This is a genomic window from Pseudomonas sp. LS2P72 (assembly GCF_054897865.1).
This window is the reverse complement of the sequence record NZ_CM142708.1, coordinates 5,783,756-5,809,896: the sequence shown is the minus strand read 5'-3', so window position 1 is coordinate 5,809,896 and position 26,141 is coordinate 5,783,756. Positions and strand designations below refer to the sequence as shown.

Sequence of the window (26,141 nt, the reverse complement as noted above, 5' to 3'; positions counted from 1 at the left end):
CGCTCCCACATTGGATCTGAGTTGCCGCCATTTATGAGTACGACGCTGAACCCCTGTGGGAGCGAGCCTGCTCGCGATGGCAGCACCGCGGTCTATCAGGAAAACTCAGCTGTCCAGCAACCGGAAAAACCGTTCCCGCACCTGGCTGTTATCACTGTGCGCCACGTTGAAGCGCAGGAAGTGGCTAGCGCTCGGCGCTTTGCTGAGCAGGGTGCCGGGCGCCAGTACAAGATCGATTTCCAGGCCTTTCCTTGCCAGCGTTTCGGCATGCAGCCCTTCGGGCAGACGCGTCCAGATAAACAACCCTTCGCCCGGCAGCGAAGACACCGAGCAACCTGCCTCCACCAGCCAATCCGTCACCCGACTGCTCGACTCGTAAAGCCGATCCACCGTGCGCCGGGTATGTTTGGCATAGCTGCCGTCACTGAGCATCGTGCAGATAATCTGCTCCGCCAGTTCCGACGTCATTCCACCGCAGGCCATTTTGAGCGCAACCAGCCGCGCCGCCAGTTGCGGTGACAGCACCGCGTAGCTGACGCGGCTGTTAGCTGTCAGGGTCTTGGAGAAACCGGACACGTAACTGACGTTGTCCAGCCCGCCTGCTGCCAGACGTGGCGTGCTTCGTTGCTGCAGGTCGCAATACAAGTCGTCTTCGACGATGTGGAAACCATAGCGGTGGCTCAACTCCAGCAAGCGATAAACCTGCGCCGGGGTGAATGAATGCCCGGTCGGGTTGTGCAAGGTATTGTTGGTCATGTAGAGCACGGGACGATGGGCAATCAGCAGTTGTTCGAAGGCCTCAAGGTCCATGCCGTCACTCCCGCGGGGGATGGTGATGACCTTGGCACCATGCAAGGCCAGATTGGTGTGCATGGTGAAGTAACACGGATCGTCGAGCAGCACGGTGTCGCCGGGTTTGACCAGCAGGCGCATCAGCATGTCGATGGCCTGCACGGTGTTGGCCGTGGTGATGATCTGGTCCACCGGCACTTCGATGCCCAAGGCCGACAGCTTGACCCGCAACGCCTCGCGCAGCGGCACGTAACCGCTGGCGACGCCGTATTCGCCCATGCGCAGGGAAGTTGCGCGCAGGGTGCCGCGCACGGCTTTCAGCAACTCGTCAGCCGGCAGCCACGAGGACGGCAGGAAACCGGCCCCAGGGCGCAGCGCGCCATTGTCCAGCAGCACCGCGCGGCGGACCACGCTGAGCGTGTCTTGAGGTTGCAGGTCCGGGCCGGCATCGGTCTTGATCGTGATGCTGGAACGGTGCACGTAATGCCCCGAGCCCTGGCGTGAAACCACCAAACCCTTGGCCCGCAAGCGGTCCAGAGCATCCACCACCGTGGATTTGCCCACGTTCATCAACTCGGAGAGTTCGCGAATCGGCGGCAGCCGGGAGCCGTGAGGCAAGCCTCCGTGGCTGATTGCCTCCGATAACTGATCGACGATCTGCTGAACCAGCGGTACACCCTGCTGGAACTCGATAGCGGCGATCACTGCGCGCTGAACCTGCATTTTACTGGTCTCTCCGGCAGTAAAGTTCGTTGGATTCTATACGAACTTGCTCTGATGAAAATAAGCGTCTCTCTCTACCATACCTTACAGACTTTCCTGATTGTCGGCGCTTGTGGCCTTGGCAGTCGCATGGTTCCAGAGGTATTGCATGAGTGTAGAAACAACGGCCGTCATAGCCAAACCGGTGATAAACATTCGCCTGTTCACAATCCGAATTATCACCGCCGTGTCGCTGTTTGCCGTGCTGGGCAAGGCCAACGTCTGGCTCGATACCGCCACCAACAGCATTCTCGCCCTCGGCTATCGGGCCTTGTTGTTGCTGTTGCCGCTGACCTTGTTGGTGTTGGGCCGGCGTTCGCTGAGCGTCACGTTGCTGTGCGCCGCCCTCGGATTGGTCTTGCTCGCGGTCACCAGCAACCAGGGCATGGTGATGTTCGCTGCCGCGTTGTTTGCCTACGGCATTGCGATTGCCGGTTACCTGATCAAGAGCGAAGCCGCACAAACCAAAGAGGGCGCGGCCTACAACCGGGTCGCGATGAACATGGGCAGCCTGCTGGCGGGGTTGATCCTGCTCTCGCCCTTGTTGACCCCAACGATGTTTTTCCTCGGTGCCGCCGCTTTCGTGCTGCTCTGTTTACCCATCGCCATGGGCGCAACGTTCACCACTCAACCGGTCGTTGCCCACCCGGTGACCCAGGACGGCAGCGGCTGGCGCAACAAACTGCCGTGGGTGATCGCCGGCATCATCATGGGGATCAAACTGTTTGGCGTGTTCTCGATCCTGCCGCAAGCCATCCTGCTCGAAACCGGCGAATTACCGGCCTGGTATGGCTTGATGCTGATCCTCAACAGCGCGGTGGTGGTGTTCGCTCAGGTGCCGATGATGAAACTGATCGAGCGCACCGGACGCTTCAAGGTGGTCGCCGTGATCGGGATCATTGTCGGAGGCTTTGCGGTGCTTTCGTCTCCGGCCGCTTTTCACGTCGAAACCCTCGTCGGCGCGTTGATCTGGGTGGCGCTGCTGTCCCTCGCCGAATGTGCGTTCAGCTACCTCGATTACTTCTCCGTCAAACAAAACAACATGTTCGTCAAGGAAGTGTCCCTCGGCGTTGGCGCCGGGCTGACGGTGCTGATCATGCGGGTCGTGCCGCCGCCGTACAACGCACTGGTGCTGGCCGCCATTGGCGCGGGCGGGATCCTGGCCTGGTACTACCTCAACCGTAAATCCAATGCGTCGTTGCACGACTGACTCATCGCGGTTGCGTTATTCATTTCACAGGTGGGAGGCTTCATGAATACGACATCATGCGTAGTCGTGGTCGGGTACAACGGCAATCGGGTTCACGATATCCGGAAACTGCGCGAGCTCTGCCAGACGCTCTATGACGCCCGGCTCATCCTGTTGGTCGATCAGATTCAGCCCGATGACGAGCAAGTGGCCGATCACGTCTGCAGCACTTCACTGGCGCCCGAAGAGGTCGCGGCCTCCCTCGAACTGGTGGTGGGGTGTTTGAACGCCGATCGATGGAAGCTGATCGGGGTTCTGCCTTTTTCCGACCGTGGCGTGCTGCTCGGCGCCGCGCTGGCTTCCCATTTCGGCCTGCCCGGCATCACCCCGGGCGAGGCGCGGGCGGGGCTGGACAAGCAGATCTTTCGCAAACTGGAAGCGGCGGCCAGCACTTCACCGGAGCATTACCGTCCGGTGTTTTCCGCACGCATCCAGAGCTTGCCCGAACTGCGCCAGAGGGTCATCGAACTGGGCGGAAAAGCCTTTATCAAACCGGCTTGTGAAGGGGCGAGCAGAGGTTGTCGGGTCATCCATTATCCGTCCGAATGCGACGAGGCCTGGCAGGCACTCAAGCCATATCGCGAAGGTGGCATCGTCCTCGAAGAGCTGATCCAGAACGCCCGGGAATACAGCTGGGATTACGTGGCCGGCAGCACCTGGGTGACCGAAAAAACCACCACTGAAGGCGCCTATCGCGCGGAAATCCAGCAGGTGGTGCCCGCGCCGTTAACAGGCGATGTGCAGGCTCGGTTGTCGGCAGCGGGTCGGCACATGTCGGCGTTGGTCTCGCTGGATAACGGCGCTTACCACAACGAAGTGTTCCTGCGCGCCGACGGCCTGACCTCGGCCGTGGAAACCAACATGCGCCCCGGCGGCATGCATATCTGGGACCTGGCCCGTCTGGCGTTCGTGGATTTCGATCCGTGGGAAAGCTGGGTCAGATGGGCGGTGGAAGGCAAGACCGAACACCACGATCCAGTCGCCCGGGGTTTTTGCGGCATCCGTCTGCTCAGAGCGCCGGCTGACGGTCTTTTACGCGCCACGCCAGACATCGAATCGCTGTCCCGGAAACTCAACATCGAACTGGTGGAAGCGCTGTATGCCAAGCGCGTCGGTGATTCGGTCACGGCATTGGTGAAAGACAACACCTCATTCATCGGCCACATCGTGTTGTTCAGCAAGGACTACGGACAACTCAGCGACGACCTGTTGCGGCTGGCAGAAGCGATCGAGTCACGCGTCGAGGTCACCTGCCTGGCCCCGGCGACGAGGGCCTGTGGATGAGCTGTGGGACCTGCGTTTTTTTGCATTATTGATTCAGAGGGTTTGGTAAATGATTGAGCAAAAGAGCTGTGATGAGCGTTTCATCGACCTGGCAAAAGAGCTCGGCTATGACATCTACGGCGAGAACACCGCCGGCGGGCATTATGCCCCGCTGGTTCGGCATCATGATGAGCTGTACATCAGTGGTCTGGTGCCGCGCATGAACGGCAAAATCCAGTACCCCGGCAGAGTCGGCCTGGAATTGAACATGGCGGATGCTCAAACGGCAGCCAGCATCAGCGCGATGCGCGGGCTGGCGCTGATCGTTGATGCCATTGGTTCGCTGGATAAAATAAAGTCGCTGATACGGATAACGGTCTATGTGAAATCCACGGCAGACTTTGTTGATCTCAGCGAAGTGGCCAACGGCGCATCGGATGTATTCAGCCATGTGTTGGGGGATGCCGGTAAACATACTCGAACGACCGTGGGTGTTTATCAATTACCGAAAAATGCCGCGATAGAAGTCGACATGATTGCAGCGCTGAAGCCGTCAGCGTTATAAGTGTTAGTTGTTCGGCTTTACAGCACTGAATGGTTGGCCTAAGGTTCGGTGATTCAAGTCGACAATATAAGTTGGAACTCGCGATGAATAACGTTCAAGGTGCGTTTTTTTCATATAAGGACTTTCGCCAGAGTTTGCACCAGCCGCCGGTCAGTGCACAGGTGTGGAAGAGGGGTGAACTGACAGACATGCGTCAGAGCCTCGAGGCCAGCGAGGTCGATATTGTCGCGCTGGCTCACGACAACAGCATCGAAGGTTGCAAGTTGACGCCAGGGATGGCGGTGTCCATGCAATGGTTGAAACCGGGCGCGGTGTTGAACGGGCATGCTCATTCGTGGTGGCACCTGTTTATCATTCAGTCCGGCCGCGGCGCGTTGACCTTGGGCGATGCCGATGAAGTGAGCGTCAGCATGGGCGATGTGCTGCTGGTGCCGGCATGGACCCGGCACGGCTTCGTCAACACCAGCGACGACGAGCCGTTGGCGATGCTGAACATGAGCAACATGCCGCAAATGGCGTCGCTCTCCAATCTGGGCGATCGCCAGGCCTGATCACTGTCCAACCGTCATTTTCCCTTCGTTGCACACCAGGGAGTCAGCGTTCGCTGACTCCCTTTTTCTTTTCTGCGGCCCTGCCGAATCCTCCTGACGATCTGCGCTTTTGAACTTTCTGTATCGATAGAAACAGATAATTTCTGTATCTGTTCAGCGCTTGATCAACTAACTACGATCACTTCCAAGGCAACGGATTAATGTGGTTAATGCAAGGGAGCGTTCTATGGAAAGTACAAAGCTTAAACTCTATGTCGGCGCAGATTTTGTCAGTGCTTTTGCGATGTCGGCTTTTGTGGCGCTCAAGGAAAAGCAACTTTCATTTGAACTGGTCACGCTGGATTTAAAGGCGCGGGATAACTATCAAGCGAGTTATCGTGATCTGTCTCTCACCTGCAAGATCCCCACGCTCATTCACCAGGGTTTCGCATTGTCGGAATCTTCGGCCATTGCCGAATACCTGGAAGAAGTAGCGCCGGGGCATAACAGGCTATTGCCGCTGGACATCAAGCAGCGCGCACGCGCCCGTCAACTCCAGGCCTGGTTGCGCAGTGATTTGTTGGTCATTCGCAAAGAACGCCCGGCGGATCTTATTTATTTCGGCAAAAAAGATACTCCGCTGTCCGACGATGCCCTGGCCGCCGTCGATCGGTTGTTCTTTGTCGCCGATCGATTGCTGGAGGGAGGCGCCGAGCATTTGTTCGGTGACTGGAGCATTGCCGACACCGACCTGGCAATCATGCTCAACCGATTGGTCGCCAATGGTGATCAGGTTCCCTCCCGACTCGCCGCGTATGTCCGCCGCCAGTGGGATCGCGACAGTGTTCGGGCATGGATGGACATAGAGCGCGCAGCGCCGGCCATTCAGTAAGAACTGCCAGCCAATCACCAGGAGCGCTGCCATGCAGGGAATGTCGGAGCAGGAACGCTACAAGCCCTATAACTCACGCACCATTCGAGACACGCCGTACTGGCAGAAACTGGCGCCTGCGTTGCAGGAAGCCATGACCGTCGTGGCCCGGGTCATGCCGTTTCGCACCAATGAATATGTACTGGGCACGTTGATCGACTGGAACAACATCCCGGACGATCCAATTTTCCGCATGACCTTTCCCCACAAGGACATGCTGCTGCCGGACGAGTACGCGTCGCTCAAGCAACTGATCGAACGGGATGACGCTGTTGCTATCAAGCGGCGGATCGAGGCGATCTGGTTGCGGATGAACCCGCATCCGGCCGGGCAACTGACCCACAACGGCGCGACCCTCGACGGAAAAGTCCTGCCGGGCATACAGCACAAGTACCGCGAAACCGTGCTGTTTTTCCCCGGTGCCGGTCAGACCTGTCACGCCTACTGCACGTTCTGTTTCCGCTGGGCGCAGTTCATCGGCGAAGAAGAACTCAAGTTCAATGCGCGCGAATCCCAGGAGTTGGTGAGTTACCTGCGGGTGCACACCGAAGTCACCGACGTGCTGATCACCGGGGGCGACCCGATGATCATGAACACCCGCTCGCTGGCCGGCTACATCGAGCCGTTGTTGGAGTTGCCTCACCTGAAAAGCATCCGCATCGGCACCAAATCCGTGGCGTACTGGCCGCAACGGTTTGTCAGCGACAAGGACGCGCCCGAGCTTCTGGAGCTGTTTAAGCGGATCGTCGCGGCGGGGAAAAACCTCTCGATCATGGGTCACTACAACCACCCGGTGGAGATCCGTCAGGACATCGCCCGCCAGGCCATCGAACGCATTCGCTCCAGCGGCGCGACATTGCGCATGCAGGCGCCGGTGATTCGGCACATCAACGAGAACCCCGCTGATTGGGCGGCGCTCTGGACCGAAGGCGTGCGGCTCGGCGCGGTGCCTTATTACATGTTTGTCGAGCGCGATACCGGCCCCAGCCATTACTTCGCGATGCCACTGGCCCGGGCGTTCGAGATCTTTCAGGCGGCGTATCGCACGGTGTCCGGATTGGCGCGCACGGTTCGCGGTCCGTCGATGAGCACCTTCTACGGCAAGGTGTTGATCAATGGCATTGAAACCGTGGCCGGGGAAAAAGTCTTCGTGCTGCAGTTCCTCCAGGCTCGCGATCCGCAATGGGTGTTGCGCACGTTCTATGCGCGATTCGATCCGCAAGCGACCTGGTTCGATGAGTTGCGGCCGGCGTTCGGTGAGCGCTTGTTCTTCTTTCAGCCCGAGCCTGATCTTGTGGTTGCGCCGGCGCCCGAATTGATACCGGTTCTGCTCGAAACGGCGTAGGACGATTCATCAGGAGATATGGATATGAGCGGTATTCCGTTTGATCAGCGAGAAGGTTTCATCTGGCTCGACGGCGAGTTCGTCGAGTGGTCCCAGGCGCGGCTGCATGTGTTGACCCACGGTCTGCATTACGCGAGCACGGTGTATGAAGGGGAGCGTGTCTACAACGGCAAGATCTTCAAACTGCGCGAACACAGCGAGCGTCTGTATCGCTCGGCTCAGCTGATGGATTTCGTCATTCCCTATGAGCTGGCCAAACTGGAAGCGGCCAGCCATGAGCTGCTGCAACGCAACAACGTGGTCGACGGTTATCTGCGGCCAGTGGCCTGGCGCGGCAGTGAAATGATTTCCACCTCGGCTCGCTTCAACAGCGTCCATGTGGCGATCGCCTGCTGGCAATGGCCGAGCTATTTTGACCCTGCCGGGCACATGGCCGGCATTCGTTTGAAAACCGCCGAGTGGCGTCGTCCGCCACCGAGCTGCAGTCCGTTTGAAGCCAAGGCATCCGGGCATTACCAGATCGCCACGCTGAGCAAGCACGATGCTGAAAACAGCGGTTACCACGACGCTTTGATGCTCGACTGGCGCGGCAACGTTGCCGAAGCCACCAGCGCCAACGTGTTCTTCGTCAAAGGTCGGACGTTGCACACCCCGGTGCCGGATTGTTTCCTCAATGGCATCACCCGTCAGACCGTTATCGAACTGGCCAGGGCGCTGGATTACCAAGTGGTCGAGCGAACCATTGTTCCTACGGAGCTTGGCGACTTCGACGAGTGTTTTCTCACCGGTACCGCTGCCGAAATCACACCCGTGCAGCGCATCGATGAACATCGCTATCGACCGGGCAACGCCTGCCGCGAATTCATTGCCGCCTACACCTCAACCGTCAACGCCTGATAAACAGCCAGGAATCTCACCATGTCAGATCAAGGGATTGTCGCGTCTAAACCTTACGTTTCACTGGGCCACCGCCACGAAGAATTGTCGGCGCGAGGCTGGACGGTGCTAACGCCGGACGAGTTCGCCGATGATGTGCTCGGCACGCTGCAGGAGTTCGGCCCGGTCATTCCGCAATTCAACGGGCAGACCGCGTTCGCCATCACCCGCAAACCGGGATACGAAGACTTGCCGTATTCCCAGAGCATGAATGGAATCGGCCCACACACCGAAGCGCCGGTTTACGGACCGCCGCCGCGCTACCTGGCGTTGCATTGTCATCAACAGGCCACGTGCGGTGGCGGGCATACAGGGCTGGTGGACGGTTATGAGTTGTTGGCGTTCCTTGAGCGCACCGATCCCGAGTTGCGTGAATGGATCGACGACACGCCTGTGGAGTTCGTCGCCACCGCCAAACCCGGTGAAGCCGCGCAACGCCGGGTCAAGGAATACATCCTGACGCCTACAGAGGACGGGGATATTTTCCGCTTCAGCTACAACCAGTTTCACTACGGCGATGTGAATCCTTCCAAGACAGCGCTGCTGCACTCGCAAGTCGCCAATAGCTCGTCGCCACTGGCCAGGTTTGCAGTCCTGGGCGAAGCGTATTTCGTTGAGCACAACACGCCGGTGCTGATTCCCGACGGATGTCTGCTGATTTGGGACAACTGGCGAATGATCCACGCCCGCAGCCGATACACTGACCCGGCGCGAAACCTGACCCGCTACTGGCTGGCCTGATTCATCCGTCGCCCTTAACTCTATTGGCGTACCCGTCATCGGGTACGCGTCCTACAGGTATCGCGTCATGCAAACAGCAATCGAGATCGCCAAGGTCGATCATCAACTGGTCGTGCGGCTCAATCAGGCCTGGACAAAAAGAGCCACGGTGTGTGCACCGGACAAGGCCGAGGCCAGCGAAGCGTTCGATCCGGCGCGCCCGGATTACCCGGAGTGCATGGTGCCGTTTTTCCATCATCCGAAATTCCAGGCCCTGAGCGATGAACTCAAAAGCACCGTGGTGACCTGGGGCTGGATCGGCTACAACCTGCGCACGGTGACCGCCGAAGAGCATGTGGTAAACCCGGCGCTGAGCGTCATCGCCAATCAATACCTGGGCAAGGATGACTGGCATTTTCGCGAGGCCATGCAACAGACGTTGATCGATGAGCACTACCACACGCTCATGCACCTGCGGGCGATCGAACGGACCAAGCTGGAACGCGCACTCGATCAGGATCTTGAGTTGCCGCCGTCAGTCACCTATCTGCGGCTGATCGCCCTGCGCGAAGAATTGGCGGAGCAGTGGCAGCGTGATCTGGCAGCGATCACTTTTGCAGTGGTGGCCGAGATCAGCGTCAATGCCTATCTGGATTTGCTGGCCGACGATCAAAGCATTCAACCGCAAAACCGCCGCGTGGCCGAACTGCATAACCGCGACGAATATGCCCACAGCAAGATTCTCGCCGAAGTGGCGAAGGTCATGTACGCGAACATGCAGCCGACCCAACGGGCGTTTTTCGCTCGTACGTTGTCCGTTGCTCTGAGTGCCTTTGTCGCCCAGGACTACTCGATGTGGGAGGAAATTCTCACGCAGCTGGGGGTCGAGGACGCCGCGCTGATCATCGCCGACACCCGGGAAAGCAACAAGAACGCCACGATCATGCGGGACTACAGTGGCCTGCATCGTCTGGCCCAGGATCTGGGCATCAGCGACGAGATCGATTTCGACTTCCGTCCGACCCTTAAAGCCACCGCAGCGGCCTGAACCAGGAGGTGAATATGTCCGTTCCTGTGTACGAAGTGTTCGCCATCCGTGTCGGCGCCAATGCCCAGCGCACCGCCCGGGAGAACTTTCTCTACGACGCCTGCTGTGGTGATCCGAATGCGTCGATGCCGTTGGATTACTACTTCTGGGTCATTCGTAACGAGCAGCAGGTGATCGTGGTCGACACTTGTTTTCAACCGGCCACGGCAGACCGGCGCAACCGTCAGATGTATCGCCTGCCGGAAGAATCCCTACGCCAACTGGATATTGATCCGGCACAGGTCGACAACCTGATCCTCACCCATTTGCACTGGGATCACGCCGGCAACCTGGGGCTTTTCCCGAAGGCCACGGTGCATCTGCAAGAAGCGGAACTGCGCTTCTGCACCGGGCCGAAAATGGCCCATCACACGGTGAACAAAACCTACGAGGTCGACGACGTGATGTCGGCGCTTCCACCGCTGTTTGAAGGCCGGATGCGTTTGCACACCGGCACAGTCGAGGTGATTCCCGGTGTGACATTGCACCCGGTGGGCGGGCATACACCGGGTAGCCAGGTCGTGCGGGTGAACACCGAGCGCGGGTGGATTGTTCTGGCCTCGGATGCCGCGCACTTGTGGGCCAACATTCGTCAGCGCAGTCCGTTTCCGATTCTGGATGATCTGGCGCAGACGCTTGAGGCGTTCAGTCTCATCGATAGCCTGGCTGACGGCGAAGACCATGTCATTCCCGGCCATGATCCGCTGATTGCCGAGCGCTTCCCGCATTGGAATGACGATCCGCACATCATCTGCCTGCACCAAAACCCTCTCTGAACTCAACACCGAACCCTGTAGGAGCAGGGGGGGCGCCTAGCCCTTGCCCGCGATGACGGCGACACATTCAGCATTTATGTGCCTGACACACCGCCATCGCGGGCAAGCCTTGCTCCTACAGGGTATGTGTCAGCCTTGGGTTTTGAGGAGTTGGCCAAGGGTCGCCAGCGCGTCATCGATTTGCGATGAATACGGCGCACCGCAACCAATGCGCACAAAGTGATTGAAACGCTGGTCGTTGGAAAAGATATCCCCAGGCGCAATCTGGATGCCCGCCTTCAACGCCTCATGGAAAAACGCCATGGACGAATGCTGGCGCGGCAGTTCCACCCATAACAACGTACCGCCCCGAGGGGAAGTCACGCAGGTGCCGGCGGGAAAGTAGCGAATGATCGCTGCGCTCATTTGCTGGCGTTGGTGAGTCAGGATTTTCCTCAAGCGGCGTAGGTAACGTTCGTAGGACGGTGTCTTCATGAACGCACTGACCGCCAGTTGCGACAACGCCTCGCATCCCCGGGACTGAGTGTGTTTGAGCATTTCCACGCGGTCGTGCCATTTCCCCGCGCTGATCCAGCCCAGGCGTATGCCCGGTGCCAGGGTTTTGTTCAGCGAGGCGCAATAGATCACGTTATCGGTGCGGTCCCAGTACTTGAGCGTGGACAGCGGCTGCTCGGTATCCACCAGATCGCCATAGGTATCATCTTCGATCAGCACCGTGGCGTGCTCGGCGCACAGCTGCACCAGCCGCGCCTTGTTGGCGTCGGGCATGATGCTGCCCAGCGGATTTTGCAGGTTGGGAATGACGATCAGCGCCTGAATCCGTTCGGGGCCTTGCAGCAATTGTTCGAGGGCGAACAGATTGATTCCGGCGTGCGAAGTCGCCGGGACCTCCAGCACCCGCAAATTCAGGCTTTCAAGAATTTGCAGCAAACCGTAAAAGGTCGGCGACTCCACGGCCACGGTGTCGCCCGGTTGGGTGACCGCGCGCAAGGCCAGGTTGATCGCTTCGGTCGCGCCGTTAGTGATCACAATCTTCTCCGCTGGCAGGTTGGCCTTCGCGGTCAACGCCCGTCGGGCAAGAATACTGTGCAATGTGCTGTTGCCGCAGGTGGAACCCGCCGCGCCGAGCAAGTGCGGATCGTGACGCAGTGCCTTGACCATGTGATCTTGCAGGATCTTCAGCGGATAGAGTTCCGACGAGCAGAAGGCACTGGCGAAATTGACCTTGATCGTCGCGCGCTGACTGGCCTTGAGGACCGATGACACTTGCTCGTGAATGCCGACGTAAACGCCGGTGTCCAGCGGCGGGGGAGGTGCGATCGGGACGGGTTTGCGCAACGTATCAGGCTGGCGAATGTAATTGCCGGAGCGCGGCCGCGCTTCCAGTACGCCACAGTCCTCTAGTTCACGGCAAACCTGCACCGCGGTCGACAGGCTGACGGCGTGTTTTTCCATCATCAGCCGAATGGAGGGAAACCGTTCACCGGTTTTCAAGGTGCCGCTGCGGATCGCGTCGAGGTAGTGGTTGGCTAACTGACGGTAAAGGGGAGTTGTGTTCATGATGACCTCAGCAATCGCACCACTGAAGTCTTGGGCTGGAAAGTGAGTTGACGCTCCCTGCAGGCGGACCCGTGGTGCTGAAGGGTTAAGGAAAAGTGTTTTTCTGGCGCCGAATCACCGTGGCATGAGTGCCTTTGGGCATTGATTGCCGCACGGGGTGGCACTTTGCAACTGTCTCGGTATGGGCGACGACGACAGGAAGGGAAATTGTGGGTTTTATAAAATCACGGGCAATAAAAAGCCCCGCTCTAGGGCGGGGCTCTTGGGTCAGTGGCGCCCGAAGCGCTACTGATGGATCGTATTACTGTGCGGCGATGCTGTAGCCATCGAACGCGGTTTGGTGCTGAAGCGCGGTGATGATGTTCTTGCGGTTAACAGCTTGTTCAGCCCCGGCATTGTCCAGGAACGTCTCGCTTTCCAGCTCCGCTTCTTCGCCTTCGCCAACGAAGGTAAAGCCCAGGAACTCCAGCGCTTCACGGTCAACGTTCAGCCGCGAACGCGGAGTACGCAACGGCAATGTCACGCTGATGCCGTCCTTGCTGATGGTGAACACTTCGACATCTTTCTTGGCGCGAGCCGCCTTGCTTTTGCCACTGCTCGGGTTGCTGATGGCCTGGTGGGTCTGGTTCAGCACTTTCAGTGCGAGGCCATAGACCAATTCCTGAAATGCCGGGTCGTCCTTGAAACTGGAGAGAATCCGGCTGATCGGGAATTTGCTGCTCAAGTCTTCCAGGGCTGCAATGTCGGCAGCCTCGGCGTCCTTGAGCTGCTTGAGTTCGCCCATCAGTTGGTAGGCTTTATCGTCGTCGAAGCTGTCATGAGCCTGGCGAATCGCGGCGCGCAGCTCGCGGATCTGGTCGCTTTCCCGGGTGGACTGGAAGGCGTCCAGGACCATCTCGCTGATGGTCTTGGCCTGGGGCACGTGCTGTGAAAGATTGATGGAGTTTTCGTATTCCGCTTTGGACGACAAGGTGACTACGGATTCAGCGGTATTGGAATCGGACATTGAAATTTCACTACTTCTTTTAACTTGGGTTGAGGCGAGAAAGCTCTGGGCCTTTTCAGGCCGCCTAATCTATTGGACCGAGGCGGCGTTGTCACGGATGAACAGGCGGCTGGTCATCATTTTTGGTACAGCGGCTTTTAATCGGCGGCTATCGGGGGGCGTTTTGCCTGAAGTGTCAGCAGCAGTCGATAAAGCTTCAACGCCCGACCGCTGATCAGTCCACAGACAAAACCGGAAGCCGACGCCTTGAGCAGTAACATCTCCAGGGTGGCGGCCATTTCCGGGTGAGCGTCATCCTGGTAGCCGAAGTAATAGTTCACCGCAAAAAACATCAGATAGAGCACCAGGGTTTTTAACGTGCCCGGCACGATCAGGCCGGTTTGCGGATCATCCAGCTCAATGTCCTTGCGTGGGAAAATCAGCAGCGCCGAGAGGCTGCCCAGAATGACGGCGGCCAACCAACAACTGACCGATAGCTGCGGATTCAGCGTCAGGTTCAGCGAGTAGAGTGACCAGCCCAGCAAAATCGGCGCTGTGACGAGCAATGATGTTTTGCTTTCACGGGTTGGGGACAGGGCTTTGATACCGTAGTAGCACAGCAGCAGAAAAATCGCGTAAACCCACAAAGGGGTGTTTTGTAGGGTGTTGAGCATTGCGTAGCGTCCTTGCCGAAATGGGGGCCGGGATATTAGCCGTTGCTGTGGCCCAGGCAGTCGATTATTTCCCTAGCGAATTCAGATTCATCGACCGCCCCGCCGATTGCTCGGCCGTTTGCTGATCCACCGCCAACGAAAAGCGGAAGGTCGCGCCGCGTCCGGGAACGTCAATCAGCTGGATTTCGCGGCCATGCAATTGCAGGATTCGGTGCACGATCCGTAACCCCAGTCCGCCATCACGCCGTGCGCCGCCAATGTTGAACGGGCGCAGGAACAGACCTTCACGCAATTCGGCAGTGATGCCGGGGCCGGTGTCGCTGACGGTAACTTCGATAAACGGTCCTTGAGGGCGCAGGCTGAGCTCGATTTCTCCTCCTTGCGGGGTGTGGCGCAGGGCGTTGTCGAACAGGTTGGTGAGTACCCGCTCGATCAACCCGAGGTCGGCGCAGGCTGCTGACACATTGGGTGCAAAGGAGGCCTTGAGTTCGATGTGACGCGCCTCGGCCGTCAGTTCAAACTTCTGGAAAATGTCCTGCACCAGATCGGTCAGCGAGAAACGCTCCAGCACCGGTTGCACAAAGCCATGTTCCAGGCGCACCAGCTCCAGAAGCGATTGCGCCAGACCACCCACCTTGCGGCTTTGATCCAGCGCGATGCCCAGGTATCGGCGGCGGTCGGCGGGTGACAACGTGGCGTCCTTGAGCGACAAGGTTTCCAGGTAGCCGTGCAGCGAGGCCAAAGGCGTGCGCAGGTCGTGGGAGATATTGGCCACCAGTTCGCGGCGCTCCTGATCCTGGCGGGTCAATGAACGCCATTGTTCGCTGAGGCGGGCCTGCATCTGCCTGAAGGTGGCGTCGAGTATGGCAATTTCATCGTGGCTGGCGGCTTTTTCCACGGGGACGGATGCAGGCGGCGTTACCGGAGCGCCATCAATGTCGAACTGGCTGACGGTTTCGGTCAAGCGGCGCAAAGGACGGGTGATGAGGGCGAATGCCGTGAGACCGGCAATCAGGCACAGCAACGCGACGAGCCCGATCGACAACAGTGCGGTATTCAGCGCGGCGCTGGTGGCGCCGCGTTCGGCCAAGCGGTCGTGCTCTTCGCTCAGCAGCACCACATAGAGATAACCCACCTGCTTGCCATTGACCTGCAATGGCGCGGCGCTGAACACTTTGCGTCCATCAACGCTGCGCGGATCGTCGCCGAGAACCGGCAGGGCATCGCCCTTGAGTAGACGCTGGATCGGCGCCAGCTCGACCCGCTCCCGGCGTATCCGACCCTCGGGAGCAGCACTGCCGACAATCCGTCCATCGGGGTCGAGCAGATAGACCTCGACACTGGGATTGACCAGCATCAGTTTGCTGAACAGGTCGCGCACGGCGTCGGGCATCAGGCCTTTGGTGTCCATCAGCACGGTGTCATGGGCAATGTGTTGAGCCAGATCCCGCGACAACCCTTGCACCACTTCCAGCTCATGCATCTTGTTGGACCGCACCTGCATCCAGGCCGACGTGCCGCAGCACACCAGCAGCAACACGGCGAACACCAGCGACAGGCGCTGAGTCAGGGTCAGTCTCACGGCTGCTCCTCCCTGGGCGCGAATTTGTAGCCTCGTCCCCACACCGTGAGGATGCGCGCCGGTTGAGCCGGATCGGCTTCGATCTTTGCCCGCAAGCGGTTGATGTGCGTGTTGACGGTGTGCTCATAACCCTCATGGCTGTAGCCCCAGACGGCGTTGAGCAGGTCCATGCGCGAGAACACTTTGCCGGGCTGACGGGCGAAGAAATACAACAGGTCGAACTCCCGTGGCGTGAGGTCGAGGCGGCGACCGTCAAGGGACACATCGCGCGTGATCGGGTCGATGGAGAGGCCGTCCGTGATCAGGCTGCCGGCGTCCATTTTCAGGTTGCGGGCCATGGCGTCGACCCGTCGTAACAGCGCTTTGACCCGGGCCACCAGTTCGAGCATCGAAAAGGGTTTGGCCAGGTAATCGTCGGCGCCGAGTTCGAGCCCGAGAATCCGGTGCACTTCGCTGGAGCGCGCACTGGTAATGATGATCGGGGTGTAGCGGGCCATGGCGCGGGCGCGGCGGCAGATTTCCAGGCCATCGACGCCGGGCAGCATCAGGTCGAGGATCAGTGCGTCCCAGCTTCCTTGCTGCAGCAGGCGCATGCCTTCATCGCCGTCGGCGCAGTGCACCACCTCGAACTGCTCATCGCGTAGATGCAGGCAGATAAGGTCAGCGATATGCAGGTCGTCCTCGACCACGAGGACGCGTTTGGTCTGTTCCATCAAGCTCAATCCTTCGGCGCAATGAGCGCATTGTGCGGGTTTTCCGGGGCCTGAGTTATCACGAATTGTTTAACTTCTCGTGAGGATTTGGCGATCAACCCAAGCCTAGGCTGTGTTCCATGACAGGCACCTGGAATTTTCGGAGACGACCATGTTTTCACGGCGACAGTTTCTCGTAGCAAGCGGCGGGCTAGGCGCTGCAGCCCTGGTCATCGGTGTATTGCCAAAATTTGCCGCGCGTTCTGCACTGGTCAGTGATGCCGACGCGGCGCAGGTGTTCGAGGTGACTCACAGCGACAGCGAATGGCGCGCCATGCTCAGCGCCGAGCAGTACGAAATCCTGCGCGAAGAGGGCACCGAACGGGCCTACAGCAGCCCGCTGAACAACGAGCACCGGGAAGGTACGTTTGCCTGTGCCGGTTGCGGTCTGCCGTTGTTTTCTTCCGCGACCAAGTTCGACAGCCGCACCGGGTGGCCGAGCTTCTGGGCACCGCTGGATAAGGCTGTGGCCACTCGTCAGGACCGTTCCTTCGGAGTGCTGCGCGAAGAAGTCCACTGCCGGCGTTGTGGCGGTCATTTGGGTCACGTCTTCGATGATGGGCCCAAACCCACCGGTTTGCGTTACTGCATGAACGGCCTGGCGATGACTTTTGTGCCGCAGGCGACTTGATCTGCGGGTACTCCCTTTCACTCATTTTTGCAGGTCGTGTTGGGGCCTGGCGCTGACGGTAAACCGGTGCGCTTCAAAGTGTGATTGACCGAAAAGCCCCGGCGGCGCCAAACCGGCGGCGTGACGGATCGGACTTTCAGCATCGAGTTTCTCGATCCCGAAGTGTCAGCGTATGCGTTTACGTTCGGTTAATCGTCATTCCATTTATTCAGGAATCAGCCTCATGAAAACTCTATTCACCTGGCGCCGCACTCTATTGGGCCTGGCCGCTGCCGGCGTCATCGGCCAATGCCTGGCGTTCTCTTTCGGTGGGGCGGAAGACTCGGTCATCATTCCTCCACCCACCCTCGACGAAACCACCCAGGCCGACAGTGAAAGGGCGGTCTTTGCCGGCGGTTGCTTCTGGGGCGTCCAAGGCGTGTTCCAGCATGTCAAAGGGGTGAAGAAAGCTGTCTCCGGTTATGCCGGCGGTGCAGCCAACACTGCTCAGTACGAGCGGGTCAGCAGTGGCGATACCGGTCATGCAGAATCCGTCGAAGTCACCTTCGACCCCCGTCAGGTCAGCTATGGCACCTTGCTGCAAATCTACTTCTCGGTGGCTCACAACCCTACCGAACTCAACCGTCAGGGACCTGACAGCGGTACTCAATATCGTTCGGCGCTTTTCCCGGAAAACATCGAGCAGCAGCGTATCGCCCAGGCCTACATCGCCCAGCTGGACGCTGCCCGTTCGTTCAACAAACCCATTGTCACCAAGCTGGAGACCTACAACGGTTTCTATCCGGCCGAGGAGGAGCATCAGGACTTTCTGACCGAGCACCCGACCTATCCCTACATCGTGATCAACGATCTACCGAAGGTCGCGCAGCTGAAAAAGCTTTATCCGGATCGGTATCAGGAGAAACCGGTATTGGTGAAGGCGGGGATGTGAGACGTGAAGGACATAACCCTTACCCCGAAATCACATTCTTGCCCGCGATCTTCGACCGATACAGCGCCTGATCGGCTCTGGCCAGCAACCCGGTCTGTTGTTCTTCGTCAAAGCGCTGAACCACGCCAAAACTCATGGTCACTTGAAAGTCCCCCACTGGCAGAAGGCTTGCGAGGCCATGGCGGATACGTTCAGCGAGGGCTCGGGCGTCGGCGAGCGGTGTATTGGGAAGGATCAGGATGAACTCGTCGCCGCCCCAACGCGCGAGCAGATCGCCTTCACGCACGCAGTGCTTCACGCTATCGACCACCTGCACCAATGCCGCATCACCCAGCGCGTGGCCGTAGTGATCGTTGATAGTCTTGAAGTCGTCGATGTCCATCGCAATCAGCGACAGCGGTTGTCGAAAGCGCTGGGCGCGGTCGCATTCCTGGGGCAGGGCTCTTTCCAGAAGATAACGATTGGCGATTGAGGTCAGTGTGTCGGTTTCCGCCAGTTTTCGGTTTTCTTCGAGTTGGATTTGCAGTTGCTGATTGACGCGAGACAACTCTCGGGTGCGTTCTTCAACGATCGCTTCAAGGGATTGGTTGCGCCGTTCAAGCGCTTCGTACAGACGCTTCTTGTCTTCGATGCTGCGGTGCGCGCCGACCATCCGCGCCACCGAGCCGTCGGCATTGCGTGCCAATACATAGCCACGGTCTTCGATCCAGGTATAGCTGCCATCCTGCATGCGGCAGCGATACTCGGCCTGATAGCCGGGGGCGCGTTGATTCAGGTAGTCATCGAACAGCGCCATGACCTGCGGGTAATCGTCGGGATGGATTATGCTTTCCCAGGTCAACACGTTGTTACCCAGGGAATGAGGCGGGTAGCCGAGCATCTCGTACCACCTGGGGTTGCGATAGACGAACCCGGTGTTGGCGTTCCAGTCCCAGATCCCGTCACTGACCAGTTCCAGAATGGTGTGCAGCATGTCTTCGTTCAAATCCGACAGATTGAACTTCAACGGCTCGATACTCGACGCCTCACCCATCTCCGCACTCCCTGTCGCCCTGATATCTAAGTGACCCGCCTGGCGAGGAGATTAGTCGATGGCGTATTGAGCCGGCTAGTGCTTGCCCCACATCTGCATGGCGAAGTCGACGAAGCGGCGCAATTTCGGTAAACGGTAACGGTCCTGCGGATAAACCAGATTCATCGGCCGGCTCGGCAATTGGTAATCCTGCAGCAACGCCACCAGTTTTCCGTCCGCAAGATCCTGTTCGACCAAGGCATCGGGCACCATCACGATGCCCATGCCCGCACGCGCGGCCTGGTGCAGGCCCGCCGAACTGTTGATCTGCATCGGGCCACTGACCGGCACGACGATTTCACCTTCGGGGCCGGTCAGGCGCCATTGTTTTCCCACCGAGTGCCAGTCATCGCCGGCTGGGTAGGCAAAGGGTAAACAGTCGTGAAGTTGCAGGTCTTCGGGTTTTTCCGGTGTACCTCGGCGATTCAAGTACGCCTTCGATGCGCATACGGTCATTGTGTAGTCGATGAGCGGCCGAGCGATCAGGTTGGACGGGTGGGTCGTGCCGAGGCGAATCGCCACATCGAAGCCGTTGTCGAGCAAATCCATTCGCTGGTTGGTCAGGACCACGTCCAGCTTGACCTGTGGGCACTGCCGGGCGAATTCGCCGAGCGCCGGCGCCAGCCGCTCGGTGCCGAACGTCAGCGGTGCGGTGATGCGCAAGGTGCCGCTCGGCTCGTCGAGGGTTTGCTCGGCCAACCGTTCGGAATCGGCCACCAGCCCCAGCACTTCGAGGCACCGCTGGTAATAAGCGGTGCCGAACTCCGTTAACCGCTGGCGTCGCGTTGTTCGGTTGAGCAGGCGTACACCCAGCCGTTGCTCCAGCGCCCGCAGGTGATTACCGACCATGGTCGTGGACATTTCGCACTCCAGCGCGGCAGCGGTCATGCTGCCGGTTTCCACCACCCGGACGTAAACGGTCATTGCCTGGAACAAATCCATTATCAAGCCCAGCTTTAAAATGATTGAAGTGTTGCAGCGTTTATCCAGCTCAGGTGGCTAACCATACTGCAAAAACACCGACCATTGATGGAGCTTGATGTCATGACCGCTGCCTGCCTGATGACCACTTACCAACCTTTGGCCTTGAGTTTCAGCAAGGGACTGGGCACACGCCTATGGGATCAGGCCGGTCGTGAATACCTGGACGCGGTGGCGGGCGTGGCAGTGACCAACGTCGGTCACTCCCATCCGAAAATTGTCTCGGCCATCAGTGAGCAGGCCGGACTGCTGTTGCACACCTCCAATCTTTACAGCATCGATTGGCAACAGCGGCTGGCGCAGAAACTGACGCAACTGGCGGGCATGGAGCGAGCGTTCTTCAACAACTCCGGTGCCGAAGCCAACGAGACGGCGTTGAAACTCGCGCGGTTATATGGCTGGGGAAAAGGCATCGAACAACCGCTGGTGGTGGTCATGGAAAACGCCTTTCACGGCCGCACCCTGGGCACTTTGTCCGCCAGTGATGGCCCGGCCGTGCGCCTGGGGTTCAACGAGTTGCCAGGGGACTTCGTCAAAGTGCCATTCGGTGACCTCAAGGCGCTGGACAAGGTGCAGCAAGCCCACGGCCCGCGCATCGTGGCGATCCTGATGGAGCCGATTCAGGGTGAAAGCGGTGTCCAAATGGCCCCGCCCGGTTACCTGAAAGCCATTCGCGAACTCTGCACTCGCCGCTCGTGGCTGCTGATGCTTGACGAAATCCAGACCGGCATAGGCCGCACCGGCCAGTGGTTTGCCTTTCAGCACGAAGGCATAGTTCCGGACGTCATGACCCTGGCCAAAGGCCTGGGCAACGGCATTCCCATCGGCGCCTGCCTGGCCCGGGGCAAAGCCGCCGACCTCTTCACCCCCGGTAGTCACGGCAGCACCTTCGGCGGTAATCCACTGGCCTGCCGGGTCGGATGCACCGTGCTGGAGATCATCGAAGAACAAGGACTGCTGGATAACGCCAAGCTTCAGGGCGAGCGTCTGCTGGCCAGATTGCGCATTGAATTGGCGGACGACCCGAACGTGTCGGCGATCCGCGGTCAGGGTTTAATGATCGGCATCGAACTCAAACAGCCGATTCGCGACCTGACCCTCATCGCCGCACGGGATCACGGCTTGCTGATCAACGTGACACGGGGCAAAACCATTCGCTTGTTACCGCCGCTGACGATTGATGAGTGGGAAGTGGAGATGATTGTCAGAGGGGTTTGCCGGGCAGTGAGCGCGGCCTGAGACTTAACTCAGTAGTGGTATCTACACATCACGATGCGTATTTCACCGTCCTCGACTGCATAGACCAAGCGATGCTCGGCTGTAATCCGCCGCGACCAGAGGCCGCTCAAGTTGTACTTGAGCGGTTCAGGTTTTCCGACTCCATCGAACGGCTCGCGCTGGATTGATTTGATCAGCAGGTTGATTCGCTTGAGTCCTGCCTTATCGTTTTGTTGGAACCACAGATAGTCTTCCCAACCTTCAGGAGTGAACTCAATATTCATTCTTCGATGAGTTGCCTGGTTTTAGTTTTCCCTGCCCGCAGGTTGCCGATCGATTTGATCAAGCGTTCAGCATTAGCAGGAGAGCGAAGTAGATAGGCTGTCTCTTCGAGGGCGTTGTACTCTGCCAGAGACATCATCACCACGGGTTCGCCTTTCTGGCGAGTGACCAACAGTGGAGCGCGGTCTTCATTGACCCGATCCATGGTTTCGGCCAGATGTGCACGTGCGGTGGTGTAGTTGATAGTTTGCATGTTGTAGTCCTCGCTCGATGCAAAGAACGTACAGAAATGAGTACAGGATGACAAGGTGATACCTACGAGTGGTCGTTGCGCAGACGATGCATCCGCGCTTGTCCTGAGTATCCCCGAAGATTCTTCAAGACGTTTCCGTGATCGATGTAATCCCGATCCGATTTACTCGACATCCCCCGGCACCCAAGGACATCGGCGCAAGGACGAAACAGCGGACATCCAACGTCGGCCAGGCGCTGGAGTATTGGCTCGACGACATCGACCGTGATCTGAAAGTTGATGCCTCGACCAAACGGTGCTTGCAATGCGCCGGTCACCCACTGGCCTTCAGCCGGATCGAATTGCTCCAGCATGATCTGAACGCCGTTTTGATCGAGGTAGGCAAAACCGACTTCGGGACGTTCATAGGCGATTTGAAAACCGATCAGGGAGGTCCAGAAGTGAAGGCTTTTCTGGATGTCCGAGACCATCAGTTCGGGGACTAATTTGCTCCGTGCAAACATACGTATCCTTGGTAAACAGTGTGAGTCAGTTGGCCTGTAACACGGTGTCGGCGAATGTTGTGATTTCGGTTCGATCCCTGAGTTTGAGTTTCGAACCGCTAAACCCTTCGAACAGTTGCTGATGCGCGGCAAATCCACTGGACTCTTCGCGCGTACGATAGCTGCCGGCCCAGTCGAGCAACGCAATCAATAACTCGTCATTCCTGTCCCGGTGCGCCTCGCGCTGACGAATATTGGCAACACATTTCTCATCTTCAACACACAGCCAGATCAGTGTTGTCGCCCGGGGCATGAGTTCGCTGATGATCCAGCCGTAAACGCCTTCGATAACCCAGCGCTCTTCACTGGCCTCCACCCATGCCAAGCCCAACGCCTCGGCACGGGGGCGCGGGATGCTATGTTCGTCGGACAACCAGTGAATCGAATCGAGATCGACCCACGGCACCGGTAGGTACTCGGCCAGTCGTTCGGACAGCCAGCTTTTGCCAGAACCGGAGTTGCCGATGATCAGGATTCGAGTGAGGTTCATGAGCGACACCAGTCATGTAAGGGAGCCGAAATTCGATCAGCCTTCAGCCTTCAGTCGTCATTCTCAGGCGCAACCATTCGCGTCTTCGGCGAACCGTTCGAGTTGTGCTGATAGATCTCCTGCGGCTGTCCTTTTTCATTAAAGAACACTTGGCCGATTCCCGCCGAATTCCACAGCCGTTCCCCCGCTTCAGCATGTTCCGGGACATGCGGGACAATGCGCATGCGCCGGCGCTTGGTCAGCCAGTTGAGCGGCGAGCGGGGCGAGTAGAGCCAGCGGTTGAGGCGGTCGAACCATTCGAGCAACGCGGGCGGGAACTCGTTTTTGATGCCGCTGCTGGTGATCTGCCAGATGCGCGGGCCGGCCTTGCGGTGTCGGATCAGTACTTCGTAGACGAAGGAATAATGCACATCGCCCGACAGCACCACGTAGTTACCGGGCGTGCGCGAGTGTCGGAAAATGTTCAGGATCACCTGGGCCGCGCCGCGATGGGCCATCCAGTTTTCGGCGTCCACCAGCAGGGGATAACCGCACCAGCTGAAAACGCGCTGCACGGTTTCGATCAGTTTGACGCCGAAGATCGGTGCCGGCGAAACGATGATGGCCGAAGGGTGATCGAGCAGTTCCTGTTGCAGTTCGCTGAGGGCTTCCCAGTCCAGCAAACCCGAGGGCTGCTTGAGGTTCATCTCGCTGCGCCAGCGTCGGGTGCGGGTGTCGAGCACGACGATGGCCGGGCGGGTGGGCAGCACGTAATGCCAGTTCTGAAATCTCAGCAGCTCATCAATCAACTCGTCCTGAATGTCACTGTCGAGGTAGCGGTCATGCCCGGTCGCGGTCAATCCGCCGGCCTTCTTCAGCACAGCGCCAAACGCATCCGGGTTGTTGCCCCAACCCTGGCATAGCATGTAAGCAATCAGCGCGTTGCCGATGATGCGCCTGGAGAACGGATGGCCGTAGGCCGTTTCCTCCCATTGCGCGGAAAGATTCCAGTCATCGGTAATATCGTGGTCGTCGAAAATCATCAGGCACGGCAGGTGAGCGAGTGCTCGGGCGACGCCTCCAAGCCCAGCCTTGAAGCCATCGATGCGCGTCTGCTCGAGTGCATAACGCTCACGTCTTGCCGGCGTCAGTGCCGGTGGTTGCGGGGCGATCAATGTCCAGGCGGTTGGCGACCAGACCAGCAGGTACATGGCCATGACTTCGGCGAACGTCACCAGATGGTTGTCGGCACTGCTGCTGGTGAAAATCGGCTTACGCGCCCCACCGAAAAATCGCTCGCGCAGGGTTTCGTTGCTCTCCAGCGCCGGTAACAAATCCGCACGATGGTAGTAACTGGCGGGGTGCTCGTAGAGTTTGGCGCTGTCGCTGACCACCGCGCCTTCGAGGTGCTCTTCGAACAGCCCAAGCCGTTTGATCAAGGCATGGATGGCTCGCAGCATCGGCCCCGCGACATCGTCGGCATAAACCTGATCGCCACTCATCATCAACAGCGCCGGGCGTTTGTGTGCGTCCGGCTCGGTCTCCAGCAAACGATCGACGCACAACAAGCCATCCGTGGCCGGATGGTGAGGTTTGCGGCAGGAACCGTGCAGCAGATGATCAGCCCGTTTACGCAGGACGAAGTTTGGGCAACGGGCGTCGCCGTACAGCAAGTGCGGAGCCCAATCGGCGATGCCTGTGCCCGCGTCGTCAATCAGCAGGTCGTATTCGATTAACGTGTCGCAGGGCAGGGCGGCGTCCAGCGACACATCGATCAAATGAACAAAGGCCTGGGTGCCCACCGCAATGATCGTGCACTGATTCGCGTCGAGGTGGATGGCGTCGCGATCTTGCAGACGCAACGTCAGCGTCAACGCCCGCGACCCCACCATCCACATCACCAGCCGCGAGGGCTCCAGGCGCCGCAACAGCGGCCCGACCAGGACAGGGGGCAGGGGTTGGTGATCGTCAGGCAGCGGCAAAGACATGGACATCCGGGTTTTTGGAACAGAGAAGCGCGCGATGATAACGCAGCTGACGTCAATGAAACGCAACTGGCTCGAATCTGACAGTCAAGGCAGCAGCTCGCTGTCCGCCTTTATTACATCCGTCTCGCCATTGGCCACGAGCCAGCGAAACAGCTCTGCCACCGACACCGTGTGGCTACGCTCGATCCATCGCACCAACGCCGGCCCGTAGTGTTCGGTGTAGCGGGTGAGCACCAGTTGGCGACAGTCCGCTGACAGGCGCAGGGTAATTTCCCGACAGTGCAGAGTGGCCGGGTCGTGCTGGATGACCCGTTGCTGCAGAATCAGGCCATTGCCTTCAGAAACCATCGGCCGGTGCTCCTGAGCAGTGTGGTTGGGTGTTCTGCGCCGAGCCTTGTTTGCCATCCGCCACGTAAGCGGCACGATGCTCGGCGACCACGTTGCGTAACGCGCTGTAGTAGTCGGGCAGTTTTTGCAGGCTGTCGGTCAGCGGTAAGGCTTCTGCTCGACCATCGACGATGCCGCCGACCGTGCTGATGGTGGACAGCGTGTCCACGGTGTCGCTGTTGCTGCCAAACGGATCGACCACAAAACCGAGCACGCGGCCGACGGCGTCGCGGCTGTTGGAGGTGCCGAGCAAAGGCAGCTCGACGATCGGCCCGTTGCCGATGCCCCACACGCCGAACGTCTGGCCGAAATCGGCGTCGTGACGCGGGATGCCGGCCATGCCGGAGACATCGATCAAGCCCACCACGCCCACTGTGGTGTTGAGCACGAAACGCCCCAGCGTATTGGCCGAGCGCATCGGGTTGCCTTGCAGCAGGTCATTGATAAAGACCTTGGGCTCGCCGAAGTTCGCCACAAAGTTATGCACACCGGTCTGGAAAAAGTCCGGCGAGTAGCGATAGCCGCGAGCGACCGGCGCCATGGCGTAGTCATCGACCACCCGGTTAAACGCGAAAACCCCACGATTGAACGGTTCCGCTGGGTCGTACACCGAATAGGCGATGTCGGCGCAACTTACATCGGTGGTGGGCGGCGGCTGACTGCTGCAGCCCGCCAACCCGGCAGCCAGCACGACAATCGAGGTGTTGCGGGCCAGCCTGGGAGCATATTTGAAAGGCAACATGGACGCGATTCTCGGGAGGAATTCGCCGAGATGCTGAGCCCCAAGCCTTGCGCAAAGATGTCTTGTTTATTGCGGCGCTGACGCTTTATTACAGGATTGAAATATATGACGCGCTGCCGTGAATGGTTTTAGATGG

Annotated in this window: 28 protein-coding genes and 1 pseudogene; 14 read left to right on the top strand and 15 right to left on the bottom strand. The window is 58.9% G+C overall.

Annotation, left to right across the window (positions count from 1 at the left end; translation table 11 throughout):
* Positions 1-105: 105 nt before the first annotated feature.
* Complete coding sequence (locus tag ACYZUA_RS26710) at positions 106-1,515, bottom strand: aminotransferase-like domain-containing protein (RefSeq protein ID WP_461961257.1); 1,410 nt, start codon at positions 1,513-1,515, stop codon at positions 106-108.
* Between the two features lie 148 nt (positions 1,516-1,663).
* On the opposite strand from ACYZUA_RS26710, the gene ACYZUA_RS26705 reads away from it, so the two are divergent.
* The 10 genes from ACYZUA_RS26705 (at position 1,664) to ACYZUA_RS26660 (ending at position 10,956) form a co-directional block, all read left to right on the top strand.
* Positions 1,664-2,764 carry a hypothetical protein gene (locus tag ACYZUA_RS26705; protein ID WP_461961256.1) on the top strand — a complete coding sequence of 367 codons (1,101 nt, stop codon included), beginning with the start codon at positions 1,664-1,666 and terminating at the stop codon, positions 2,762-2,764.
* 42 nt (positions 2,765-2,806) lie between these two features.
* Positions 2,807-4,087, top strand: coding sequence for a biotin carboxylase (locus ACYZUA_RS26700; RefSeq protein ID WP_461961255.1), 1,281 nt, complete (start codon positions 2,807-2,809; stop codon positions 4,085-4,087).
* 49 nt (positions 4,088-4,136) lie between these two features.
* A complete protein-coding gene (locus ACYZUA_RS26695) occupies positions 4,137-4,631 on the top strand; it encodes a RidA family protein (RefSeq protein ID WP_046045959.1) in 495 nt (164 codons plus the stop codon).
* An 83-nt stretch (positions 4,632-4,714) separates the two neighbouring features.
* Positions 4,715-5,182, top strand: coding sequence for a cupin domain-containing protein (locus ACYZUA_RS26690; RefSeq protein ID WP_461961254.1), 468 nt, complete (start codon positions 4,715-4,717; stop codon positions 5,180-5,182).
* Between the two features lie 226 nt (positions 5,183-5,408).
* Complete coding sequence (gene yfcF / locus ACYZUA_RS26685; RefSeq protein ID WP_461961253.1) at positions 5,409-6,053, top strand: glutathione transferase; 645 nt, start codon at positions 5,409-5,411, stop codon at positions 6,051-6,053.
* Positions 6,054-6,084: 31 nt separating this feature from the next.
* Positions 6,085-7,437, top strand: a complete 1,353-nt coding sequence (locus tag ACYZUA_RS26680) for a KamA family radical SAM protein (protein WP_461961252.1) — start codon at positions 6,085-6,087, stop codon at positions 7,435-7,437.
* A gap of 24 nt (positions 7,438-7,461) precedes the next feature.
* Positions 7,462-8,334, top strand: a complete 873-nt coding sequence (locus ACYZUA_RS26675; protein WP_461961251.1) for a branched-chain amino acid aminotransferase — start codon at positions 7,462-7,464, stop codon at positions 8,332-8,334.
* 21 nt (positions 8,335-8,355) lie between these two features.
* Complete coding sequence (locus tag ACYZUA_RS26670) at positions 8,356-9,114, top strand: TauD/TfdA family dioxygenase (RefSeq protein WP_461961250.1); 759 nt, start codon at positions 8,356-8,358, stop codon at positions 9,112-9,114.
* A gap of 67 nt (positions 9,115-9,181) precedes the next feature.
* Positions 9,182-10,141 (top strand): diiron oxygenase, encoded by a 960-nt coding sequence (locus ACYZUA_RS26665; RefSeq protein WP_461961249.1) that lies wholly within the window; start codon positions 9,182-9,184, stop codon positions 10,139-10,141.
* A 14-nt stretch (positions 10,142-10,155) separates the two neighbouring features.
* Positions 10,156-10,956 carry an N-acyl homoserine lactonase family protein gene (locus tag ACYZUA_RS26660; protein WP_461961248.1) on the top strand — a complete coding sequence of 267 codons (801 nt, stop codon included), beginning with the start codon at positions 10,156-10,158 and terminating at the stop codon, positions 10,954-10,956.
* Positions 10,957-11,085: 129 nt separating this feature from the next.
* Here the strand turns inward: ACYZUA_RS26660 and ACYZUA_RS26655 are convergent, their stop codons facing one another.
* From ACYZUA_RS26655 to ACYZUA_RS26635, 5 genes are all read right to left on the bottom strand, one after another.
* Entirely contained in the window at positions 11,086-12,516 is a 1,431-nt protein-coding gene (locus ACYZUA_RS26655) for an aminotransferase-like domain-containing protein (RefSeq protein WP_461961247.1), read from the bottom strand.
* 301 nt (positions 12,517-12,817) lie between these two features.
* Positions 12,818-13,522, bottom strand: coding sequence for a hypothetical protein (locus ACYZUA_RS26650; protein ID WP_461961246.1), 705 nt, complete (start codon positions 13,520-13,522; stop codon positions 12,818-12,820).
* Between the two features lie 137 nt (positions 13,523-13,659).
* Entirely contained in the window at positions 13,660-14,175 is a 516-nt protein-coding gene (locus ACYZUA_RS26645) for a hypothetical protein (protein WP_461961245.1), read from the bottom strand.
* Positions 14,176-14,239: 64 nt separating this feature from the next.
* Positions 14,240-15,757, bottom strand: coding sequence for a sensor histidine kinase (locus ACYZUA_RS26640; RefSeq protein WP_461961244.1), 1,518 nt, complete (start codon positions 15,755-15,757; stop codon positions 14,240-14,242).
* Positions 15,754-16,470: a response regulator transcription factor gene (locus ACYZUA_RS26635; protein ID WP_461961243.1), complete on the bottom strand. Its 717-nt coding sequence runs from the start codon at positions 16,468-16,470 to the stop codon at positions 15,754-15,756. The genes ACYZUA_RS26640 and ACYZUA_RS26635 overlap by 4 nt, the downstream gene beginning before the upstream one ends.
* 151 nt (positions 16,471-16,621) lie before the next feature.
* Between ACYZUA_RS26635 and msrB the strand changes: the two genes are divergently transcribed.
* From msrB to msrA, 3 genes and pseudogenes are all read left to right on the top strand, one after another.
* Positions 16,622-17,140 carry a peptide-methionine (R)-S-oxide reductase MsrB gene (gene msrB / locus ACYZUA_RS26630; protein WP_461961242.1) on the top strand — a complete coding sequence of 173 codons (519 nt, stop codon included), beginning with the start codon at positions 16,622-16,624 and terminating at the stop codon, positions 17,138-17,140.
* A gap of 27 nt (positions 17,141-17,167) precedes the next feature.
* Positions 17,168-17,332 (top strand): annotated as a pseudogene (locus ACYZUA_RS26625) (hypothetical protein); the annotation flags it as partial.
* 31 nt (positions 17,333-17,363) lie between these two features.
* Entirely contained in the window at positions 17,364-18,071 is a 708-nt protein-coding gene (gene msrA, locus ACYZUA_RS26620) for a peptide-methionine (S)-S-oxide reductase MsrA (RefSeq protein WP_461961241.1), read from the top strand.
* A 19-nt stretch (positions 18,072-18,090) separates the two neighbouring features.
* Here the strand turns inward: msrA and ACYZUA_RS26615 are convergent, their stop codons facing one another.
* Both ACYZUA_RS26615 and ACYZUA_RS26610 read right to left on the bottom strand, forming a co-directional pair.
* Positions 18,091-19,104: a sensor domain-containing diguanylate cyclase gene (locus ACYZUA_RS26615; RefSeq protein ID WP_461961240.1), complete on the bottom strand. Its 1,014-nt coding sequence runs from the start codon at positions 19,102-19,104 to the stop codon at positions 18,091-18,093.
* Between the two features lie 75 nt (positions 19,105-19,179).
* Entirely contained in the window at positions 19,180-20,085 is a 906-nt protein-coding gene (locus ACYZUA_RS26610) for a LysR family transcriptional regulator (protein WP_461961239.1), read from the bottom strand.
* A gap of 102 nt (positions 20,086-20,187) precedes the next feature.
* On the opposite strand from ACYZUA_RS26610, the gene ACYZUA_RS26605 reads away from it, so the two are divergent.
* Entirely contained in the window at positions 20,188-21,363 is a 1,176-nt protein-coding gene (locus ACYZUA_RS26605) for an acetylornithine/succinylornithine family transaminase (protein ID WP_461961238.1), read from the top strand.
* An 8-nt stretch (positions 21,364-21,371) separates the two neighbouring features.
* On the opposite strand, the gene ACYZUA_RS26600 is transcribed toward ACYZUA_RS26605, so the two are convergent.
* From ACYZUA_RS26600 to ACYZUA_RS26570, 7 genes are all read right to left on the bottom strand, one after another.
* Positions 21,372-21,626 carry a Txe/YoeB family addiction module toxin gene (locus tag ACYZUA_RS26600; RefSeq protein WP_461961237.1) on the bottom strand — a complete coding sequence of 85 codons (255 nt, stop codon included), beginning with the start codon at positions 21,624-21,626 and terminating at the stop codon, positions 21,372-21,374.
* Positions 21,623-21,877, bottom strand: a complete 255-nt coding sequence (locus tag ACYZUA_RS26595; RefSeq protein ID WP_134096615.1) for a type II toxin-antitoxin system prevent-host-death family antitoxin — start codon at positions 21,875-21,877, stop codon at positions 21,623-21,625. Before ACYZUA_RS26595 ends, ACYZUA_RS26600 begins: the two co-directional genes overlap by 4 nt.
* A 62-nt stretch (positions 21,878-21,939) precedes the next feature.
* Complete coding sequence (locus ACYZUA_RS26590) at positions 21,940-22,380, bottom strand: VOC family protein (RefSeq protein ID WP_461961236.1); 441 nt, start codon at positions 22,378-22,380, stop codon at positions 21,940-21,942.
* Positions 22,381-22,405: 25 nt separating this feature from the next.
* On the bottom strand, positions 22,406-22,909 hold the full coding sequence (locus tag ACYZUA_RS26585) for a P-loop NTPase family protein (RefSeq protein ID WP_403139942.1): 504 nt from the start codon (positions 22,907-22,909) through the stop codon (positions 22,406-22,408).
* A 50-nt stretch (positions 22,910-22,959) separates the two neighbouring features.
* Complete coding sequence (locus tag ACYZUA_RS26580; protein WP_461961235.1) at positions 22,960-24,882, bottom strand: alkaline phosphatase D family protein; 1,923 nt, start codon at positions 24,880-24,882, stop codon at positions 22,960-22,962.
* A 78-nt stretch (positions 24,883-24,960) separates the two neighbouring features.
* The gene (locus tag ACYZUA_RS26575) at positions 24,961-25,224 is read right to left on the bottom strand and encodes a hypothetical protein (RefSeq protein ID WP_461961234.1); all 264 of its coding nucleotides are present in this window, start codon (positions 25,222-25,224) and stop codon (positions 24,961-24,963) included.
* On the bottom strand, positions 25,214-26,005 hold the full coding sequence (locus ACYZUA_RS26570) for an MlaA family lipoprotein (protein WP_461961233.1): 792 nt from the start codon (positions 26,003-26,005) through the stop codon (positions 25,214-25,216). Before ACYZUA_RS26570 ends, ACYZUA_RS26575 begins: the two co-directional genes overlap by 11 nt.
* Positions 26,006-26,141: the final 136 nt, after the last annotated feature.

Excerpts from the sequence above, each read along its gene's own strand:
- ACYZUA_RS26575 (WP_461961234.1), bottom strand. The coding sequence starts at position 25,224 with ATGGTTTCTGAAGGCAATGGCCTGATTCTGCAGCAACGGGTCATCCAG.
- ACYZUA_RS26670 (WP_461961250.1), top strand. The coding sequence starts at position 8,356 with ATGTCAGATCAAGGGATTGTCGCGTCTAAACCTTACGTTTCACTGGGC.
- yfcF (WP_461961253.1), top strand. The coding sequence starts at position 5,409 with ATGGAAAGTACAAAGCTTAAACTCTATGTCGGCGCAGATTTTGTCAGT.
- ACYZUA_RS26635 (WP_461961243.1), bottom strand. The coding sequence starts at position 16,470 with ATGGAACAGACCAAACGCGTCCTCGTGGTCGAGGACGACCTGCATATC.
- ACYZUA_RS26650 (WP_461961246.1), bottom strand. The coding sequence starts at position 13,522 with ATGTCCGATTCCAATACCGCTGAATCCGTAGTCACCTTGTCGTCCAAA.
- ACYZUA_RS26595 (WP_134096615.1), bottom strand. The coding sequence starts at position 21,877 with ATGCAAACTATCAACTACACCACCGCACGTGCACATCTGGCCGAAACC.
- ACYZUA_RS26605 (WP_461961238.1), top strand. The coding sequence starts at position 20,188 with ATGACCGCTGCCTGCCTGATGACCACTTACCAACCTTTGGCCTTGAGT.
- ACYZUA_RS26590 (WP_461961236.1), bottom strand. The coding sequence starts at position 22,380 with ATGTTTGCACGGAGCAAATTAGTCCCCGAACTGATGGTCTCGGACATC.
- ACYZUA_RS26580 (WP_461961235.1), bottom strand. The coding sequence starts at position 24,882 with ATGTCCATGTCTTTGCCGCTGCCTGACGATCACCAACCCCTGCCCCCT.
- ACYZUA_RS26585 (WP_403139942.1), bottom strand. The coding sequence starts at position 22,909 with ATGAACCTCACTCGAATCCTGATCATCGGCAACTCCGGTTCTGGCAAA.
- ACYZUA_RS26705 (WP_461961256.1), top strand. The coding sequence starts at position 1,664 with ATGAGTGTAGAAACAACGGCCGTCATAGCCAAACCGGTGATAAACATT.
- ACYZUA_RS26665 (WP_461961249.1), top strand. The coding sequence starts at position 9,182 with ATGCAAACAGCAATCGAGATCGCCAAGGTCGATCATCAACTGGTCGTG.
- msrA (WP_461961241.1), top strand. The coding sequence starts at position 17,364 with ATGAAAACTCTATTCACCTGGCGCCGCACTCTATTGGGCCTGGCCGCT.
- ACYZUA_RS26660 (WP_461961248.1), top strand. The coding sequence starts at position 10,156 with ATGTCCGTTCCTGTGTACGAAGTGTTCGCCATCCGTGTCGGCGCCAAT.
- ACYZUA_RS26570 (WP_461961233.1), bottom strand. The coding sequence starts at position 26,005 with ATGTTGCCTTTCAAATATGCTCCCAGGCTGGCCCGCAACACCTCGATT.
- ACYZUA_RS26680 (WP_461961252.1), top strand. The coding sequence starts at position 6,085 with ATGCAGGGAATGTCGGAGCAGGAACGCTACAAGCCCTATAACTCACGC.
- msrB (WP_461961242.1), top strand. The coding sequence starts at position 16,622 with ATGTTTTCACGGCGACAGTTTCTCGTAGCAAGCGGCGGGCTAGGCGCT.
- ACYZUA_RS26610 (WP_461961239.1), bottom strand. The coding sequence starts at position 20,085 with ATGGATTTGTTCCAGGCAATGACCGTTTACGTCCGGGTGGTGGAAACC.
- ACYZUA_RS26695 (WP_046045959.1), top strand. The coding sequence starts at position 4,137 with ATGATTGAGCAAAAGAGCTGTGATGAGCGTTTCATCGACCTGGCAAAA.
- ACYZUA_RS26645 (WP_461961245.1), bottom strand. The coding sequence starts at position 14,175 with ATGCTCAACACCCTACAAAACACCCCTTTGTGGGTTTACGCGATTTTT.
- ACYZUA_RS26615 (WP_461961240.1), bottom strand. The coding sequence starts at position 19,104 with ATGGGTGAGGCGTCGAGTATCGAGCCGTTGAAGTTCAATCTGTCGGAT.
- ACYZUA_RS26675 (WP_461961251.1), top strand. The coding sequence starts at position 7,462 with ATGAGCGGTATTCCGTTTGATCAGCGAGAAGGTTTCATCTGGCTCGAC.
- ACYZUA_RS26700 (WP_461961255.1), top strand. The coding sequence starts at position 2,807 with ATGAATACGACATCATGCGTAGTCGTGGTCGGGTACAACGGCAATCGG.
- ACYZUA_RS26655 (WP_461961247.1), bottom strand. The coding sequence starts at position 12,516 with ATGAACACAACTCCCCTTTACCGTCAGTTAGCCAACCACTACCTCGAC.
- ACYZUA_RS26600 (WP_461961237.1), bottom strand. The coding sequence starts at position 21,626 with ATGAATATTGAGTTCACTCCTGAAGGTTGGGAAGACTATCTGTGGTTC.
- ACYZUA_RS26710 (WP_461961257.1), bottom strand. The coding sequence starts at position 1,515 with ATGCAGGTTCAGCGCGCAGTGATCGCCGCTATCGAGTTCCAGCAGGGT.
- ACYZUA_RS26690 (WP_461961254.1), top strand. The coding sequence starts at position 4,715 with ATGAATAACGTTCAAGGTGCGTTTTTTTCATATAAGGACTTTCGCCAG.